Raw genomic sequence first — 15,993 nt, forward strand, 5'->3', positions numbered from 1 at the left:
GGCAGCCTCATGGCCACCGAGACCATCGAAAGCGTCGGCAGCGCCGACACCCCCAACCGCGAGATCCACGAACAGCTGGGCCGCAAGTACGAGGCCGGCTTCGTCACCGAGATCGAATCCGAGTCGTTCCCGCCGGGCCTGGACGAGGACATCATCCGCGCCCTGTCGGCCAAGAAGGACGAACCGGAGTGGATGACGCAGTGGCGCCTGGACGCCTACCGCCACTTCCTGACCCTGCGCCAGCCGGACTGGGCCAAGCTGCAGATCGGCCCGATCGACCTGCAGGCGCTGAGCTATTACTCCGCGCCCAAGGGCCCCAAGTACAAGTCGCTGGACGAAGTGCCCAAGGAGCTGCTGGACACCTACGACAAGCTCGGCGTGCCGCTGCACGAGCGCGCCAAGCTGGCCGGCGTGGCGGTCGACGCGGTGTTCGACTCGGTCTCGGTCGGCACCACGTTCCGCAAGGAACTGGCCGACAAGGGCGTGATCTTCTGCTCGATCTCCGAGGCCATCCGCGAGTATCCCGAGCTGGTCCGCCAGTACCTGGGCTCGGTGGTACCGGTGGGCGACAACTATTTCGCCGCGCTCAATTCGGCAGTGTTCTCCGACGGCAGCTTCGTGTTCGTGCCCAAGGGCGTGCGCTGCCCGATGGAGCTGAGCACCTACTTCCGCATCAACGCCAACAACACCGGCCAGTTCGAGCGCACGCTGATCATCTGCGAGGACAAGGGCCACGTCTCCTACCTGGAAGGCTGCACCGCGCCGATGCGCGACGAGAACCAGCTGCACGCCGCGGTGGTGGAGCTGGTGGCGCTGGAAGACGCCGAGATCAAGTACTCCACCGTGCAGAACTGGTACCCGGGCGACGAGAACGGCGTGGGCGGCATCTACAACTTCGTCACCAAGCGCGCCGAATGCCGCGGCGCCCGCTCCAAGGTCACCTGGACCCAGGTGGAAACCGGCTCGGCGATCACCTGGAAGTACCCGTCGTGCGTGCTGCTGGGCGACGACTCGGTGGGCGAGTTCCACTCGGTGGCGCTGACCCACCACCGCCAGCAGGCCGACACCGGCACCAAGATGATCCACGTCGGCAAACGCACCAAGAGCAAGATCGTCTCCAAGGGCATCAGCGCCGGCCACGGCCAGAACACCTACCGCGGCCTGGTCAAGGTCGCCGCCGGGGCCGAGGGCGCGCGCAACTACACCCAGTGCGATTCGCTGCTGATCGGCAAGAAGTGCGGCGCCCACACCTTCCCCTACATCGAGGTGAAGAACCCCGCCGCCACCGTCGAGCACGAGGCCACCACCTCCAAGATCTCCGATGACCAGCTGTTCTACTGCCGCGCGCGCGGCATCGACCAGGAGAACGCGGTGTCGATGATCGTCGACGGCTTCTGCAAGCAGGTGTTCAAGGAGCTGCCGATGGAGTTCGCGGTGGAAGCCAAGAAGCTGCTGGAAGTGTCGCTGGAAGGCTCGGTCGGATGATCCGCCTGCCCCTGCCCCTGCTCCTGCTGGCATTGCTGCCGGTGGCTGCCTCGGCCGCCTCGCCGGGCAAGGCCTGCGACGATCCCCGCACCCAGCTGGACATCAACGAATGCGCCGCGCGCGACGCCGACGCCAGCGATGCCGAGCTCAACGCCGTATACCGGCAGGTGATGCAGAAGCTGCAGGGCCAGCCGGTGGCCATCGACAAGCTGCGCAGCGCCCAGCGCCTGTGGATCCAGCTGCGCGACGCCGACATCGAGGCACGCTACCCGGTGGGCAAGGACGAGAACCCGCGCGTCCTGTACGGCTCGATGTACCCGATGCTGTACTCGGCCAACAAGGCCGGGCTCACCCGGCAGCGCACCCACTGGCTGCGCGCCACCTTCCTCGATCGCGCCGAAGGCGAGCTCTGATCGCCCCGCCCCACATTCAAATTTGAAGACCGCACCCTCATGCTGAAGATCGAAAACCTCCACGCAAGCATCGGCGACAAGGAAATCCTCAAGGGCCTGTCGCTGGACGTGAAGCCCGGTGAAGTCCACGCCATCATGGGCCCCAACGGCGCCGGCAAGTCGACCCTGGGCAACGTACTGTCCGGCCGCGACGGCTACGAGGTGACCGACGGCAGCGTGCGCTTCGAAGGCAACGACCTGCTGGAGCTGGAGCCGGAAGCGCGCGCCGCCGCCGGCCTGTTCCTGGCGTTCCAGTACCCGGTGGAGATCCCGGGCGTGAACAACACCTATTTCCTGCGCGCCGCGCTCAACGCCCAGCGCAAGACCCGCGGCGAGCCGGAACTGGACTCCATGCAGTTCCTCAAGCTGGTGCGGCAGAAGCTGGCCGTGCTGCACCTGAAGGACGAGCTGCTGCACCGCGGCGTCAACGAGGGCTTCTCCGGCGGCGAGAAGAAGCGCAACGAGATCTTCCAGCTGGCGGTGCTGGAACCGAAGCTGGCGATCCTCGACGAGACCGACTCCGGGCTGGACATCGACGCGCTCAAGAGCGTGGCCGACGGCGTCAACGCGCTGCGCTCGCCGGAACGCTCGTTCCTGGTCATCACCCACTACCAGCGCCTGCTCGACTACATCAAGCCGGACGTGGTGCACGTGCTGGCCGACGGTCGCATCGTCAAGAGCGGCGGCCCGGAGCTGGCGCTGGAGCTGGAAGCGCACGGCTACGACTTCCTCAAGGACCGCGTGGTGCGCGAGGCAGCCAAGTAATGAGTCCGCTCCTGCAATCGCTGGCCGCCGCGTTCTGCGGCAACGACGAGCGTCGCGCCACGCTCGATGCCGCGCTGCGCAGCGGGTTGCCCGCCGCGCGCAGCGAAGCCTGGAAGTACACCTCGCTGCGCCAGCTCGAACGCCGCAGCTTCGGTGCCGCGCCGCTGCAGGCGCCGAGCGTCGATGACGCGTTGCTGGCCGCCATCCCGGCGCCGCGGCTGGTCTTCGTCAACGGCCGCCCCAGCGACGCCCACAGCGACCTGTCCGGGCTGGACGCCGGCGTGCAGGTGCGCACGCTGTCGTCCGTGCGCCGCGACGAGCCGCTGGCCGCCGGTTTCCTCGGCCGCCGCTTCGACCGCGCCGAGGAGGTCTTCGCCCAGCTCAATGCCGCGCTTGCCGACGAGGGCGTGCTGGTGCAGGTGGCCGAAGGCATCGCCGCGGCGACGCCGTTGCACCTGGTCTTCGTCAGCGCGCCGCCGGGCGCCGCGCACGCCGATGCCACCGCCGGGGCCAGGGACGCGAACGACATCGCCTGGCACCACCGCCACCTGTTCGAGCTGCGCCGCGGCGCTTCGCTGAACCTGGTCGAGCACCACCTGCAGGCCGGCGACAGCGCGCACCTGGACAACACCCTGGTGCACGTCCACCTGGCGCAGGACGCCCGGCTCGCGCATGCCCGCGTGCAGGCCGACAGCGCGCGCGCCACCTCGCTGCTGCGTACCGACGCGGTGCTGGCGCGCGATGCGGAGTACCGCCGCATCGACCTGGAACTGGGCGCCGCGCTGAGCCGCCACGAACTCAACGTGCGCCTGGAAGGCGACAACGCCCGGCTGGTCGCCAATGGCGTGCTGCTGGGCACCGGCCGCCGCCACATCGACACCCGCCTGGGCATCGAGCACATCGCCCGCGACACCCGCGCCGAACTGCTGTGGCGGGGCGTGGCCGCCAACCGCAGCCGGGTCGTGTTCCACGGTGGCATCCACATCCGCGAAGGCGCCGACGGCACCGACGCCAACCTGTCAAACAAGAACCTGCTGCTGTCCGCCGACGCCGAGATCGACACCCAGCCGACGCTGGTGATCGACGCCGACGAGGTCAAGGCCGCGCACGGCGCCACCGTCGGCCAGCTCGATGCCAACTCGCTGTTCTACCTGCGCTCGCGCGGGGTGCCGGCCGAACAGGCGCGCGCCATGCTCAGCACCGCGTTCTGCAACGAGCCGCTGGCGGCCGTGGACGAGATCCTCACCGAGAAGCTGGTCCACCACCTGGGCCAGGCGCTGCAACAGGCAGGCATGGCATGAACCTTTCCTCCCCGCGCCCGATTCCCGCCACCGGCAGCGCCCCCGACTGGGAGCGCGTGCGCGCCGATTTCCCGCTGCTGATGCGCGAGGTCAACGGCAAGCCGCTGGTGTATTTCGACAACGCCAACACCGCGCAGAAGCCGGTGCCGGTGATCGGCGCGGTGGACGAGTTCTATCGCCGCTACAACGCCAACGTCAGCCGCGCGGTGCACGCGCTGGGGACCGAGGCCACCGATGCCTACGAAGGCGCGCGCACCAAGCTGGCGCGCTTCCTCAATGTGCGCGCCAACGAACTGGTGCTGTGCAGCGGCACCACCTTCGCCATCAACCTGGTGGCCTACTCGTGGGCGCTGCCGCGGCTGAAGGCCGGCGACGTGATCCTGGTCTCGCGCATGGAACACCACGCCAACATCGTGCCCTGGCAGCTGGTCGCCGAGCGCACCGGCGCCCGCATCCGCGTGGCCGAGATCACCGCGGACGGCAGCCTGGACATGGACGCGCTGCACGCGGCGATGACGCCGGAGGTGAAGCTGCTGGCGCTGACCCACGTCTCCAACGTGCTGGGCACGGTCAACCCGGTCCGCGAGATCTGCCGCGAAGCGCGCCGGCGCGGCATCGTCACCGTCATCGACGGTTCCCAGGCCGCGCCGCACCTGGAGCTGGACGTGGCCGCCATCGGCTGCGACTTCTATGCCGTCACCGGCCACAAGATGTGCGGGCCCACCGGCACCGGCGCACTGTGGGCACGCCGCGAACTGCTGCAGGACATGCCGCCGTTCCTGGGCGGTGGCGAAATGATCAAGGAAGTCAGCTTCGAGGGCACGGTGTTCAACGACGCCCCGCAGAAGTTCGAGGCCGGCACGCCCAACATCGCCGGCTTCATCGGTCTTGGCGTGGCGGTCGACTACCTGGACGGCCTCGGCCGCGGCCATATCGCCGCCCGCGAGCAGGAACTGCTGGCGCACTTCACCGAGGAGCTGCAGCGCGTGGAAGGCGTGCGCATCTTCGGCACCGCCCCGCACAAGGCGGCCGTGGTCTCCTTCCTGGTCGAGGGCGCGCACGCGCACGACCTGGCCACCCTGCTCGACCTGCAGGGCGTGGCGGTGCGCTCGGGCCAGCACTGCGCGCATCCGCTGCTGCAGTACTACGGGGTGGCCGCGACCTGCCGCGCCTCGCTGGCGTTCTACAACACGCATGCGGAGATCGAGGCGTTCATGGCCGCGCTGAAGAAGGTACGTGCCCTGCTGGGCTGAGCATTGCATGGAGCCGGGCGTGGCCGCGTCCTACAATGCGGGCATGGACGCCCTCACCTTCCGCACCGCCACCCCGGACGACGTTCCGGCCCTGATCGAACTGGTCACCTCCGCCTACCGTGGCGACGCCTCGCGCGTGGGCTGGACCACCGAAGCCGACCTCCTCGACGGCCAGCGGGTGGATGCCGAAGGCATCCTCGCCGACATCCAGCGTCCGCGCAGCGCGATCCTGCTGGCCGAGCAGGGCGGCCGGCTGCTGGCCTGCTGCCACGTCGCCGACGAGGACGGCCATGGCTACTTCGGCATGTTCGCGGTCAGCCCCACCGCGCAGGGCGGCGGGGTCGGCAAGCAGGTCATGCGGCAGGCCGAGCGCCACGTGGCCGGGCACTGGCGGCTGCCGAGCATGCAGATGACGGTGATCGACTGCCGCGAGGAGCTGATCGCCTTCTACGAGCGCCGCGGCTATGCCCGCACCGGGATCAAGAAGCCGTTCCCCTACGGCGACGCGCGCTTCGGCCTGCCCAAGCGCGACGACCTGCGCTTCGAGGTGCTGGAGAAACCGCTGGAGGGCGCGGCATGAGCGCGACCTGGACCTACGTCTGCGCCAGCGGGGAACTGCTGCCGGGCGAGATGAAGACCGCGTTCGACGACGTCACCGGCGCCCCGATCGTCGTGTTCAACCTGGACGGCGAGCTGTACGCGCTGGAAGACCAGTGCACCCACGAGGAGTTCGAACTGTCCTCTGGCAGCATCGATCCGGTCGAGGGCAGCATCGAGTGCGTCCTGCACGGCGCCCGTTTCGACGTCCGCGACGGCCGCGCGCTGTGCGCCCCGGCCTACACCGCGGTGCCCAGGTTCCCGGTCAAGCGCGAAAACGGCGGCATCTGGGCCCGCGACGACCGCGACTGAGCCGGGCAATGGCGCCCTGGGCCGGGGGCGCCCCGCATGATTGTGGACATGCGAATCATTATCGTTTAATTTACCGTTATGCATGCCGCCCGCGCCTACCCGCGGAGCTCCTGCAACGGAGCCCCGCCCTGCCTGCCGACCGTCCCGGTCCGGCGGTACTGGCGCCTGTGGCTGCTTGTCGGCTTTTTCCTCGCCACCTTGCTGGTGGCGGCGCTGGCTCCCGCGGCCCACGCCAGCGCACGGCCCATCGCTGATGTTCCCGTTGCCACGTCCGCCGGCCAGCCGATGGCCCCGGGCGGGCAGGCGATGCACATGCCTGCGATGGCCGAGGCCGACGCCGAAGCGCCCGGCAGCGCGCGCCCGGCGCAGGCATGGGGTGCGCACTGGCCAGCCCGGCATGCACCCCGGCTGGCCTCGCCGCGGCTGCCGGCCAGCGTTCCGGCGACGCCCGGCGCACGGACGTACCGGTCGCCACCGGCGCATGCACCACCTGCCAGCCGCCACGGCTGAATTCCGCGCGGATGCCGGCCACGGGCCATGGGCGCCCGCCGGCCACCCCCCGCTTCGCTGATCCGCCTCCCGGGCGTCCGCACTGCCGGCGCCTGCGCTGCCGCTTTCGTCTTCACTTTTCCCCGGACATCGTCATCCATGAACCACATCAAGACCCGCAAGTACGCGCCGCGCGCCACCGTGCTGGCCACGGCCACCCTGGCCGCCGGCTTTTCCCCGCTGACCGCGCAGGCCGCGGACGCGGATGCCGGCGCCGTACAGGCCACCGACCTGGACAAGGTCCAGGTCCGCGGCAGCTGGTTCGCACCGTCCTCGCCCAAGTTCACCGCCGAGCTGCTGGACACCCCCAAGTCGGTGGCGGTCGTCACCGAGAAGACCCTCCAGGAAATCGGCGCCACCAACCTGGTGGACGCACTGCGCATGGTTCCCGGCATCACCTTCGGCGCCGGCGAGGGCGGCAACTCCACCGGCGACCGCCCGTTCCTGCGCGGCTTCGACGGCCAGAGCAACATGTTCGTGGACGGCCTGCGCGATGTCGGCACGCAGACCCGCGAGGTGTTCGACCTGGAGCAGCTGGAAGTGGTCAAGGGGCCAAGCTCAGCCTATGGCGGCCGCGATTCCGGTGGCGGCAGCATCAACCTGGTCAGCAAGACCCCGAAGCTGAAGAACGAGACCAGCGTCAGCATGGGCGTGGGCAGCGACCGCTACGCCCGCGGTACCGTGGACGCCAACTACGTGCTGGGCGATGGCATCGCCGCGCGCCTGAACCTGCTCAGGCACGCCGCCGACATTCCCGGCCGCGACGCCGCCAATGTCAGCCGCTGGGGCATCGCCCCGTCGGTCGCGTTCGGCCTGAACGGTCCGCTGCAGGTGATCGCCAGCCATTACCACCTGGAAACCGACGACCTGCCCGACGCCGGCGGCTTCCCGTATGCCGACCCGGCCACCGGCACCACCACCGGCCGGCCGCTGGTGCCCGACCGCAACAACTACTACGGGCTGAAGGACCGCGACTTCCAGCGTACCCGCGCCGACATCAGCACCATCGATGCCAGCTACGACCTGGGCGGCCACAAGCTGCGCAACATCGCGCGCCTGGGCAACACCAGCAACGACTACCTGTGGACCCAGCCGGACGACAGCAAGAACAACCCCAACAAGTACGGCACCCTGTGGCGCCGCACCAACGACCGCGCCATCGACACCCGCACCTTCGCCGACCAGCTGAGCCTGACCGGCGCGTTCCGCACCGGCGCGCTGGCGCACAGCTACAGCGCCGGGGTCGAGTACAGCGAGGAGAAGAGCAGCAAGGGCCGCTACCTGATCGGCGGCGGCGGCACCAACAACGCCATCGACGGCACCCAGGCCTGCCCGACCACCGGCGCGGCGACCGGCTGGAACTGCACCGATTTCTACGCTCCCGACCCGAACGACCCGTGGGCCGCCAGCCATCCGGTCACCCGCAGCGACAAGGCGCTGGACATCCGCCAGACTACCCGCACCACCTCGGTGTACGCGTTCGACACCATCGAACTGAGCCCGCGCTGGCTGCTCAACCTCGGCCTGCGCTGGGACGACTACGACACCGAACAGGTCACCCCGGTCGCCGGCAAGGCGCCGACCGTGCTGGGCAACAGCGAGGCCTTCCTCAACTACCAGGCCGGCGTGGTGTTCAAGCCGACGGCCAACGGCAGCATCTATCTCTCCTATGGCACCTCGTCCACCCCGCCGGGCATGGACAGCGGTGAAGGCAACGATTCGATCAGCGCCGCCATCCAGAACCTGAAGCCGCAGGAAACGAAGAACTACGAACTGGGCACCAAGTGGGACCTGTTCGGCAACCGCCTGAACCTGACGGCAGCGCTCTTCCATACCGAGATGAACAATGCCCGCGTCGTGCTCGACAACGGCAACACCCAGAACGCCGGCAGCAAGGCGATCAACGGCGTGGAGATCGGCGTCAACGGCCAGATCAGCGACCGCTGGAGCGTCGCCGGCGGCTACACCTGGATGGATTCGGAACTGAAGGACAACGGCTACGTCTGCTCGGTCTCCAGCCGCACCGGCTGCCCGGCCCCGGGCGTGTGGATCGTCTCGCCGAACAACGGCAACGTCTTCCCGAACACGCCCAGGCATGCCGCCACGCTGTGGACCACCTATGCGTTCCCGTTCGGCCTGACCGTCGGCGGCGGCGCCAGCTACGTCGACAAGCAGTACGGCGACGCGGCCAACAGCAAGTGGATCCCGGCCTATACGCGCTGGGACGCGATGGCCAGCTACGCGATCCAGGACAACATCAGCCTGCAGCTCAACCTGCAGAACCTGACCGACAAGATCTACTTCACCAAGGCCTATGCCTCGCATTACGCGAGCATCGCGCCGGGGCGTTCGGCCACGCTGGCGCTCAACGTCAGGTTCTGATGCCCGCGCGCCGGGACGGTGGCCGGTTTCCCCGCCACCGGCTCCGGCGCAGCGTTCCCCACGCCACTGCCAGGCTCGACCCAGGCCCGCGATGTCCACGCCCTCCCGCCCCCCGCTCGATGCCGACGCGCTGGCCGCGCGCCTGCGTTCCGATCCGCAGGCGGCCTTCGCCGAAGTCCGCGATGCCGCCCTGCACGGGCAGGTCGGCGCGCAGCTGCTGCTGGCGCAGATGCACATGGACGGCAAGGGGACCGCGCGCGACGCCGAGGCCGCGCTGCTGTGGTACGCCACCGCGGCCAACAACGGCGACGCGGTGGCGATGAACATGCTGGGGCGCTGCCACGAGCTGGGCCAGGGCACCGCCATCGACCTGGCGCTGGCCGCCGTGTGGTACCGCCGCGCGGCCGACGCCGGGCTGGACTGGGGCATGTACAACCATGCCAACCTGCTCGCCACCGGCCGCGGCGTGGCGCAGGATCGGCGCCAGGCGCTCGCGCTCTACACCCGTGCCGCCCACCTGGGCCACGCCAAGTCGATGAACCTGCTGGCGCGCCACCTGGAAGACGGGCTGGAGACCGCGCGCGATCCGCAGGCGGCGCTGGAGTGGTACCGGCGCGCGGCCGAAGCCGGCGACTTCCGCGGGCAGGCCAACTACGCCTCCATCGTGCTGCAGCAGGGCCGCATCGACGAAGCCCTGCACTGGCTGCGGCTCGCGCTCGCGCACGGCAGCCCCGCGTTCATGGCGCACATCGTCCCGCAACTGGCCGCATCGCCGCACCCGCGGGTACGCGCGCTGGTCGAACATCCCGCAGACTGAGGAACCCCCATGCTGCTGCATATCCCCAACGTGTTGACACCGGCGCAGGTCGCCGGATTCCGCGCCAGGCTCGACGCCGCGCAATGGACCGATGGCCGCCAGACGGTGGGCCACCTCGGCGCCCAGGCCAAGCGCAACGAGCAGTTGCCGGAGGATTCGCCGCTGCGGCGCGAACTGGGCGAAACCATCCTGCTGGCACTGGCCAGGCACCCGCTGTTCTTCAGCGCCGCCCTGCCGCTGAAGTACCTGCCGCCCCGCTTCAACCGCTACACCGGCGGCGGCACCTACGGCTTCCACGTCGACGGCGCGGTGATGAACCTGTCCCACGGCGAACAGCTGCGCTCGGACGTGTCGTGCACCCTGTTCCTCAACCCGCCGGACGAGTACGAAGGCGGCGAACTGGTCATCAGCGACACCTATGGCGAACACGCGGTGAAGCTGCCGGCCGGCGACCTGGTCCTGTATCCCTCCAGCAGCCTGCACCAGGTGACGCCGGTCACCCGTGGCGCGCGGCTGGCGTCGTTCTTCTGGGTGCAGAGCATGGTCCGCGACGATGCGCGGCGACGGCTGCTGTTCGAGATGGATACGTCCATCGAAACCCTGCGCCACGGCAACGCCGATGCCAACGCGGTACTGCAGCTGACCGGCGTGTACCACAACCTGCTGCGGCAATGGGCCGAGGTCTGACGCGACGGTGCGGTGGCCGGATTGACCCGCGTCAATCCGGCTTCAAATGAAATGAATTCTTATTTGCATAGGATAACGAATCCCAACTACAATTGGATGACGACGCCGGCCGCCTGACCGGCGGCCACGCGCACCCACCGGGGATTCGATGCACCACCTGCTCCGACACCGCTGCCTGCCCGCCCTTGCGCACCTGCGCAACGGCCTGCGTGCACCGCTGTGGGTGCTGATGGCGCTGTGCCTGCTGCTGGGACCTGCCGGCACCCAGCCGGCGGCGGCCGCGCGCCTGGCGGTGGCAGCGGCGGCAGGCGCGGGCGAAGAAGCGCCCGCGGGCGGACCGGCCGAGCAGGAAACACCCGCCAAGCTGCGCCGCGTGGCCACGCTGCAGGCGCCGCGCGCGGCCTGGCTGCGCGCCGCGCCCCCGCGCCCGGCGGCCCGTGCCATGGACATGGCCGCGTACCTCCAGCCTCCCCTGCCGGGCGCCATGCCCGTACCGCCGGCCGCCCTGCCCACCCACTGGCGGTCGCAGCGCAGCCAGGCGCCCCCTCCGCGCTGAGCCGCCGCCGCGCGGCCACGCCGCGCCTGTTCCGCCGCCCCATCCGTCGCTGCCGTGGCGCCCGCGCGCCAGCGGCCCGCCGTGCCTTTTCCCGTTCCGTTCCCGAGGTCTTCCCATGGCTCTGCGCCATCGCTTCCGCGCGCCCGCCGCGCGCACTTCCCTCGCCCTCGCCCTGCTCGCCGCGCTGCCGGCGCTGGCCCATGCCTCCGGCGTCCCCGCGCCGCAGCCGTCCACGCTGGACACCGTCGTGGTCACCGCGTCCGGCTTCGAGCAGAAGATCACCGCCGCACCGGCCAGCATCTCGGTGATCACCCACGAGGAGCTGTCCAGGCGTCCGTACATGACCCTGCTGGACGCGGTGCGCGACCTGGAAGGCGTGGATGTGGGCGAAACCCGCGACAAGACCGGCCAGGGCACCATCTCCATGCGCGGCATGGGCGCGGACTACACGCTGATCCTGGTCAACGGCCGCCGCCAGAACAACCACGGCGACATCTACCCGAACAACTTCGGCGGCAACCAGTTCAACCACATCCCGCCGCTGGACGCGATCGAGCGCATCGAGGTGATCCGCGGGCCGATGTCCACGCTGTATGGCGCCGACGCCATGGGCGGGGTGATCAACATCATCACCCGGCGCACCCTCGACAGCTGGCACGGCTCGGCCAGCATCGCCCGCACCGTCGAGACCGACGACGCGTTCGGCGACGACAGCACCGTGGACTTCTTCGTCACCGGGCCGCTGCTGCCCGGGGTGCTCAACCTGAGCGCACGCGGCAGCTGGTACGAGCGCAAGGCCTCCAACCCGACCTACGCGCCGGCCACCGATCCGGCCGGCGGCCTGCACACCCGCCCGCTGGGCTTCGGCAGCGGCGGCAAGACCGTGGACAACACCAACAAGGCCGGCGGCATCACCCTGGCCTGGATGCCGTCCGACAACCAGACCCTGTCGCTGGACTACGACACCTCGCGGCAAACCTACGACAACAAGATCAAGATCAACGACAGCGGCGTGGAGGAGTACCCCGTCGGTACCGTCGACAACATCAACAGCATCTGGCGCGCATCCAACTACTGCAGCGGCGCGACCGGCGCCAATGCCGCCGCCTGCCGCGCCAACGGCGGCACCTGGGCGCGCCGCGCCGACCCGCGGGTCGGCTACAGCGCGTCGCAGGCGTTCACCCGCGATGCCTGGGCGCTGACCCACGAAGGCCAGTGGGACATCGGCAACAGTTTCGTCTCGCTGGCGCGGGTGGCCACCAACAACGATGGCCGCACCCTGCCGTTCACCGTGGCCGAGCGCGAACGCCTGCTGGCGATGATCGACGGTACCGGCGCGTACGCCGGCATGGGCCTGGCCGAGCGCCGCGCCCTGGCCGAGTCCACCTTCCTGCCGCGCCCCAAGCGCACCCTGGAGAGCGCGCAGTACACCCTGGACGCCAAGCTCGACATTCCGTTCCAGGCCGCCGGCGAGCACACCCTGGTGGCCGGTACGCAGGTCATCCGCGGCGAACTGACCGACGGCGTGTTCGGCACCGAGAAGGGCACGCCCGGGCTGAAGCAGGAACACGACATGTACTCGCTGTTCGTCGAGGACAACTGGAAGGTGAGCGCGCCGCTGACCCTCACCGCGGGCCTGCGCTACGACGACCACAAGGTGTTCGGCGACCACCTGAGCCCGCGCCTGTACGGCGTCTATGCCCTGAACGAGCAGTGGACGATCAAGGGCGGCGTCAGCACCGGCTTCAAGACGCCCAGGACCACCGACCTGTACGACGGCGTCATCGGCTTCGGCGGCCAGGGCACGCTGCCGTTCTTCGGCAACCCGGACCTGAAGCCGGAAACCAGCACCAGCACCGAGCTGGCGGTGTACTGGCAGCACCCGCAGGGCCACAACTTCAACGCCACGCTGTTCCACAACCGCTTCGACGACAAGATCGACAGCCAGCCGTGCGGCGCCGGCCTGGCCCTGAGCTGCACCAGCAGCGGCGAGTATGCCGAGCTGGGCTATTCGAGCAGCAACCGCACGGTCAACATCGACGAAGTCGTGATCCAGGGCGCCGAGCTGGCCGCGCGCTGGGCGATCAGCGACGCCTTCGGCCTGCGCGCCAACTACACCTTCACCGACAGCGAGCAGAAGAGCGGCGCGGAGAAGGGGCTGCCGCTGGGCAACAGCGCGCGGCACATGGCCAATGCCACGTTCGACTGGCAGGCCAGCGACCGCCTGAGCCTGTTCCTGACCGCCGAGGCACGCTCCAGGCGCTACCGCGGCGTCAGCGCCGTCACCGGCAAGGAGCTGTACTACAAGGACTACACGGTGCTGCACCTGGGGGCGTCGTACGAGGCCACCGGCTGGCTGACCATCAACGCGCGCATCAACAACCTGCTCGACCGCGACTTCACCACCTACCAGACCACGTTCAACGACCTCAACGGCAACGGCATCTACGGCGACGTGACCAACGAGGTGCTGTTCGAGGACGACTACAACAACAAGGACAAGGCGCGCAGCGTCTGGATGAGCCTGAACGTGCGCTTTTGATCCACCCTGGCGGGTGGCGCCTGCTCCACCCGCCGGGCCGGGACACAGAGCGATACAAATTGCGAATCATTCTCATCAATGTTCTAATTCCATCTCTTTCCACCGCACCACGCACGTGTCCACCGAACGCTCCCCCGCCGATCTCGTCCAGCAGCAGGCCAGCCGCGGCTTCTGGCTGCGCACGCTGCACCAGTGGCACTGGATCAGCTCGGCGGTCTGCCTGATCGGCATGCTGCTGTTCGCGGCCACCGGCATCACCCTCAACCATGCCGCGAAGATCGAGGGCACGCCCGAGGTCAGCAACCGCCAGCTGGAACTGCCGCCGCCGCTGCTGCAGGCGCTGGCCACGCAGGAAGACGGCAATGCGCCGCTGCCGGCGCGGGTTGCCGACTGGCTGGCGCGCGAGCTGGACCTGGCCATCGGCGGGCGCACGGCCGAATGGTCGCCGCAGGAGGTCTACCTGTCCCTGCCCGGCCCCGGCAGCGACGCCTGGCTGAGCATCGACCGCGAGACCGGCGCGGTGGAGTTCGAACGGACCCGCCGCGGCTGGGTGTCGTACTTCAACGACCTGCACAAGGGCCGCAACGCCGGCGCCGGCTGGGGCTGGTTCATCGACCTGTTCGCGGTGGCCTGCCTGGTGTTCTGCATCACCGGCCTGTTCCTGCTGCACCTGCATGCGCGGCAACGGCGCATGACCTGGCCGCTGGTCGGGCTGGGCCTGCTGGTCCCGCTGCTGATCGCCCTGCTCCTCATCCACTGACACACGCTTCCCCTACGGAGTCGCACCATGCGCGTCACCCTCACCATCGCCCTGAGCGGGCTGCTCGCCGCCACCCCGGCGGCCTACGCCGCGAGCCTGGACATCAACGTCGAGATCCCCAGGCTCAACGTGGCCGAGTACCACCGTCCCTACGTGGCGGTGTGGATCGAGGATGGCGGGCAGAAGTCCGTGGCCAACCTGTCGGTGTGGTACCAGCAGACGTCCAACGCCGAAGGCCATGGCACCAAGTGGCTGCCCGACCTGCGCCAGTGGTGGCGCAAGAGCGGCCGCACCCTGCAGGTGCCGGTGGATGGCGTGACCGGCCCGACCCGGCCGGCCGGCAAGCACGCGCTGGGCTTCAGTGACAGCCAGCCGCAGCTGCGCGCCCTGCCTGCCGGCCAGTACACCCTGGTGGTGGAGGCCGTGCGCGAAGTCGGTGGCCGCGAGCTGCTGAAGATTCCATTCGAGTGGAAGGGCAAGGCCGGCAACGGCAGCGCCCGGGGCCAGAGCGAGCTCGGCCTGGTCACCCTCGCCACCAAGCCCTGACGTTCCGGACAAGGAGAAACCCGCATGAAACGCACCACCCTGCTCGCCGCGCTGATCGCCGCCTCGCTCCCGTTCTCCGCCCTGGCCCACAAGCAGTGGCTGCTGCCCTCGGCCACCGTCGTCGCCGGCAACGATGCCTGGGTGACGGTCGACGCCGCGGTGTCCAACCAGCTCTATTACCCCGACCACGTGCCGATGCGCCTGGACAACGTCAGCATTGCCGCGCCCGACGGCAGCACGCTGCCGCCGCAGAATCCGGCCACCGGCAAGTACCGCAGCGTGTTCGACGTGCCGCTGGCGCAGGAAGGCACCTACCGCATCGCCAACCTCAACCGTGGCCTGTCCGCGCGCTGGGATACCCCGGAGAGCCTGGCCGCGGCCAAGGACAAGCCGGCGGCCGGTGGCATGGGCGGCGCCCGTGGCGGCTTCCTGCGCAACGCCACGGCCGAGGACCTGGCCACCAAGATCCCGAAGAACGCGCAGAACCTCCAGGTCACCGAAGGCATCGGCCGGGTGGAGACCTTCGTCACCAAGGGCAAGCCGAGCACCGTCGCGGCCACCGGCACGGGCCTGGAACTGGTGCCGGTCACCCATCCCAACGACCTGTTCGCCGGCGAGGAAGCCACGTTCAAACTGGTGGTCGACGGCCAGCCGGCCAGTGGACTGGAAGTGGAAATCGTGCGTGGCGCCACCCGCTACCGCAACGCGCAGGACGAGATCAAGGTGACCACCGGCGCCGACGGCAGCTTCAAGGTGACCTGGCCGGAGCCGGGCATGTACTGGCTGGAGACCTCGACCAGCGACGGCAAGACCAGCACGCCGCAGGCCAGGCAGCGCCGGCTGAGCTACGTCGCCACCCTGGAAGTGCTGCCGCAGTAAGGCGCTGGCACGCCGGGAGGAGCCGCCCGCGCCGCTCCTCCCGTTCCCGCCGGCCGCCGCGACAACGGCGGCCGCCTCCGACCTGCCCTGCTCCCCCGCATCCCTCCCCG

General features: G+C 69.5%; 15 protein-coding genes. All 15 read left to right on the forward strand.

Annotation, left to right across the window (positions count from 1 at the left end; translation table 11 throughout):
- The first annotated feature begins 9 nt into the window (after window positions 1-9).
- Window positions 10-1,485 (forward strand): Fe-S cluster assembly protein SufB, encoded by a 1,476-nt coding sequence (gene sufB, locus F0P95_RS15900; RefSeq protein WP_182335038.1) that lies wholly within the window; start codon window positions 10-12, stop codon window positions 1,483-1,485.
- Window positions 1,482-1,898 carry a lysozyme inhibitor LprI family protein gene (locus F0P95_RS15905; RefSeq protein ID WP_182335039.1) on the forward strand — a complete coding sequence of 139 codons (417 nt, stop codon included), beginning with the start codon at window positions 1,482-1,484 and terminating at the stop codon, window positions 1,896-1,898. Before sufB ends, F0P95_RS15905 begins: the two co-directional genes overlap by 4 nt.
- A 48-nt stretch (window positions 1,899-1,946) precedes the next feature.
- Window positions 1,947-2,702 (forward strand): Fe-S cluster assembly ATPase SufC, encoded by a 756-nt coding sequence (gene sufC / locus F0P95_RS15910; RefSeq protein ID WP_380610790.1) that lies wholly within the window; start codon window positions 1,947-1,949, stop codon window positions 2,700-2,702.
- A complete protein-coding gene (gene sufD / locus F0P95_RS15915; RefSeq protein WP_182335040.1) occupies window positions 2,702-4,003 on the forward strand; it encodes a Fe-S cluster assembly protein SufD in 1,302 nt (433 codons plus the stop codon). The genes sufC and sufD overlap by 1 nt, the downstream gene beginning before the upstream one ends.
- Window positions 4,000-5,256, forward strand: coding sequence for a cysteine desulfurase (locus tag F0P95_RS15920; RefSeq protein WP_182335041.1), 1,257 nt, complete (start codon window positions 4,000-4,002; stop codon window positions 5,254-5,256). The genes sufD and F0P95_RS15920 overlap by 4 nt, the downstream gene beginning before the upstream one ends.
- A gap of 43 nt (window positions 5,257-5,299) precedes the next feature.
- Window positions 5,300-5,836, forward strand: coding sequence for a GNAT family N-acetyltransferase (locus tag F0P95_RS15925; RefSeq protein ID WP_182337050.1), 537 nt, complete (start codon window positions 5,300-5,302; stop codon window positions 5,834-5,836).
- Window positions 5,833-6,165: a non-heme iron oxygenase ferredoxin subunit gene (locus F0P95_RS15930; RefSeq protein WP_182335042.1), complete on the forward strand. Its 333-nt coding sequence runs from the start codon at window positions 5,833-5,835 to the stop codon at window positions 6,163-6,165. Before F0P95_RS15925 ends, F0P95_RS15930 begins: the two co-directional genes overlap by 4 nt.
- A 648-nt stretch (window positions 6,166-6,813) precedes the next feature.
- On the forward strand, window positions 6,814-9,096 hold the full coding sequence (locus F0P95_RS15935; RefSeq protein ID WP_182335043.1) for a TonB-dependent receptor: 2,283 nt from the start codon (window positions 6,814-6,816) through the stop codon (window positions 9,094-9,096).
- Between the two features lie 91 nt (window positions 9,097-9,187).
- Entirely contained in the window at window positions 9,188-9,913 is a 726-nt protein-coding gene (locus F0P95_RS15940; protein ID WP_182335044.1) for a tetratricopeptide repeat protein, read from the forward strand.
- 9 nt (window positions 9,914-9,922) lie between these two features.
- Window positions 9,923-10,600: a Fe2+-dependent dioxygenase gene (locus F0P95_RS15945; RefSeq protein WP_182335045.1), complete on the forward strand. Its 678-nt coding sequence runs from the start codon at window positions 9,923-9,925 to the stop codon at window positions 10,598-10,600.
- Window positions 10,601-10,748: 148 nt separating this feature from the next.
- Window positions 10,749-11,156 carry a hypothetical protein gene (locus F0P95_RS15950; protein ID WP_182335046.1) on the forward strand — a complete coding sequence of 136 codons (408 nt, stop codon included), beginning with the start codon at window positions 10,749-10,751 and terminating at the stop codon, window positions 11,154-11,156.
- 115 nt (window positions 11,157-11,271) lie between these two features.
- Window positions 11,272-13,698, forward strand: a complete 2,427-nt coding sequence (locus F0P95_RS15955) for a TonB-dependent receptor domain-containing protein (protein ID WP_182335047.1) — start codon at window positions 11,272-11,274, stop codon at window positions 13,696-13,698.
- Between the two features lie 115 nt (window positions 13,699-13,813).
- On the forward strand, window positions 13,814-14,458 hold the full coding sequence (locus F0P95_RS15960; protein ID WP_182335048.1) for a PepSY-associated TM helix domain-containing protein: 645 nt from the start codon (window positions 13,814-13,816) through the stop codon (window positions 14,456-14,458).
- A gap of 27 nt (window positions 14,459-14,485) precedes the next feature.
- Complete coding sequence (locus F0P95_RS15965) at window positions 14,486-15,004, forward strand: DUF2271 domain-containing protein (RefSeq protein WP_054667181.1); 519 nt, start codon at window positions 14,486-14,488, stop codon at window positions 15,002-15,004.
- A 24-nt stretch (window positions 15,005-15,028) separates the two neighbouring features.
- Window positions 15,029-15,883 (forward strand): DUF4198 domain-containing protein, encoded by an 855-nt coding sequence (locus tag F0P95_RS15970; RefSeq protein WP_182335049.1) that lies wholly within the window; start codon window positions 15,029-15,031, stop codon window positions 15,881-15,883.
- Window positions 15,884-15,993: the final 110 nt, after the last annotated feature.

Source organism: Stenotrophomonas acidaminiphila (assembly GCF_014109845.1).
GTDB lineage: Bacteria > Pseudomonadota > Gammaproteobacteria > Xanthomonadales > Xanthomonadaceae > Stenotrophomonas > Stenotrophomonas acidaminiphila.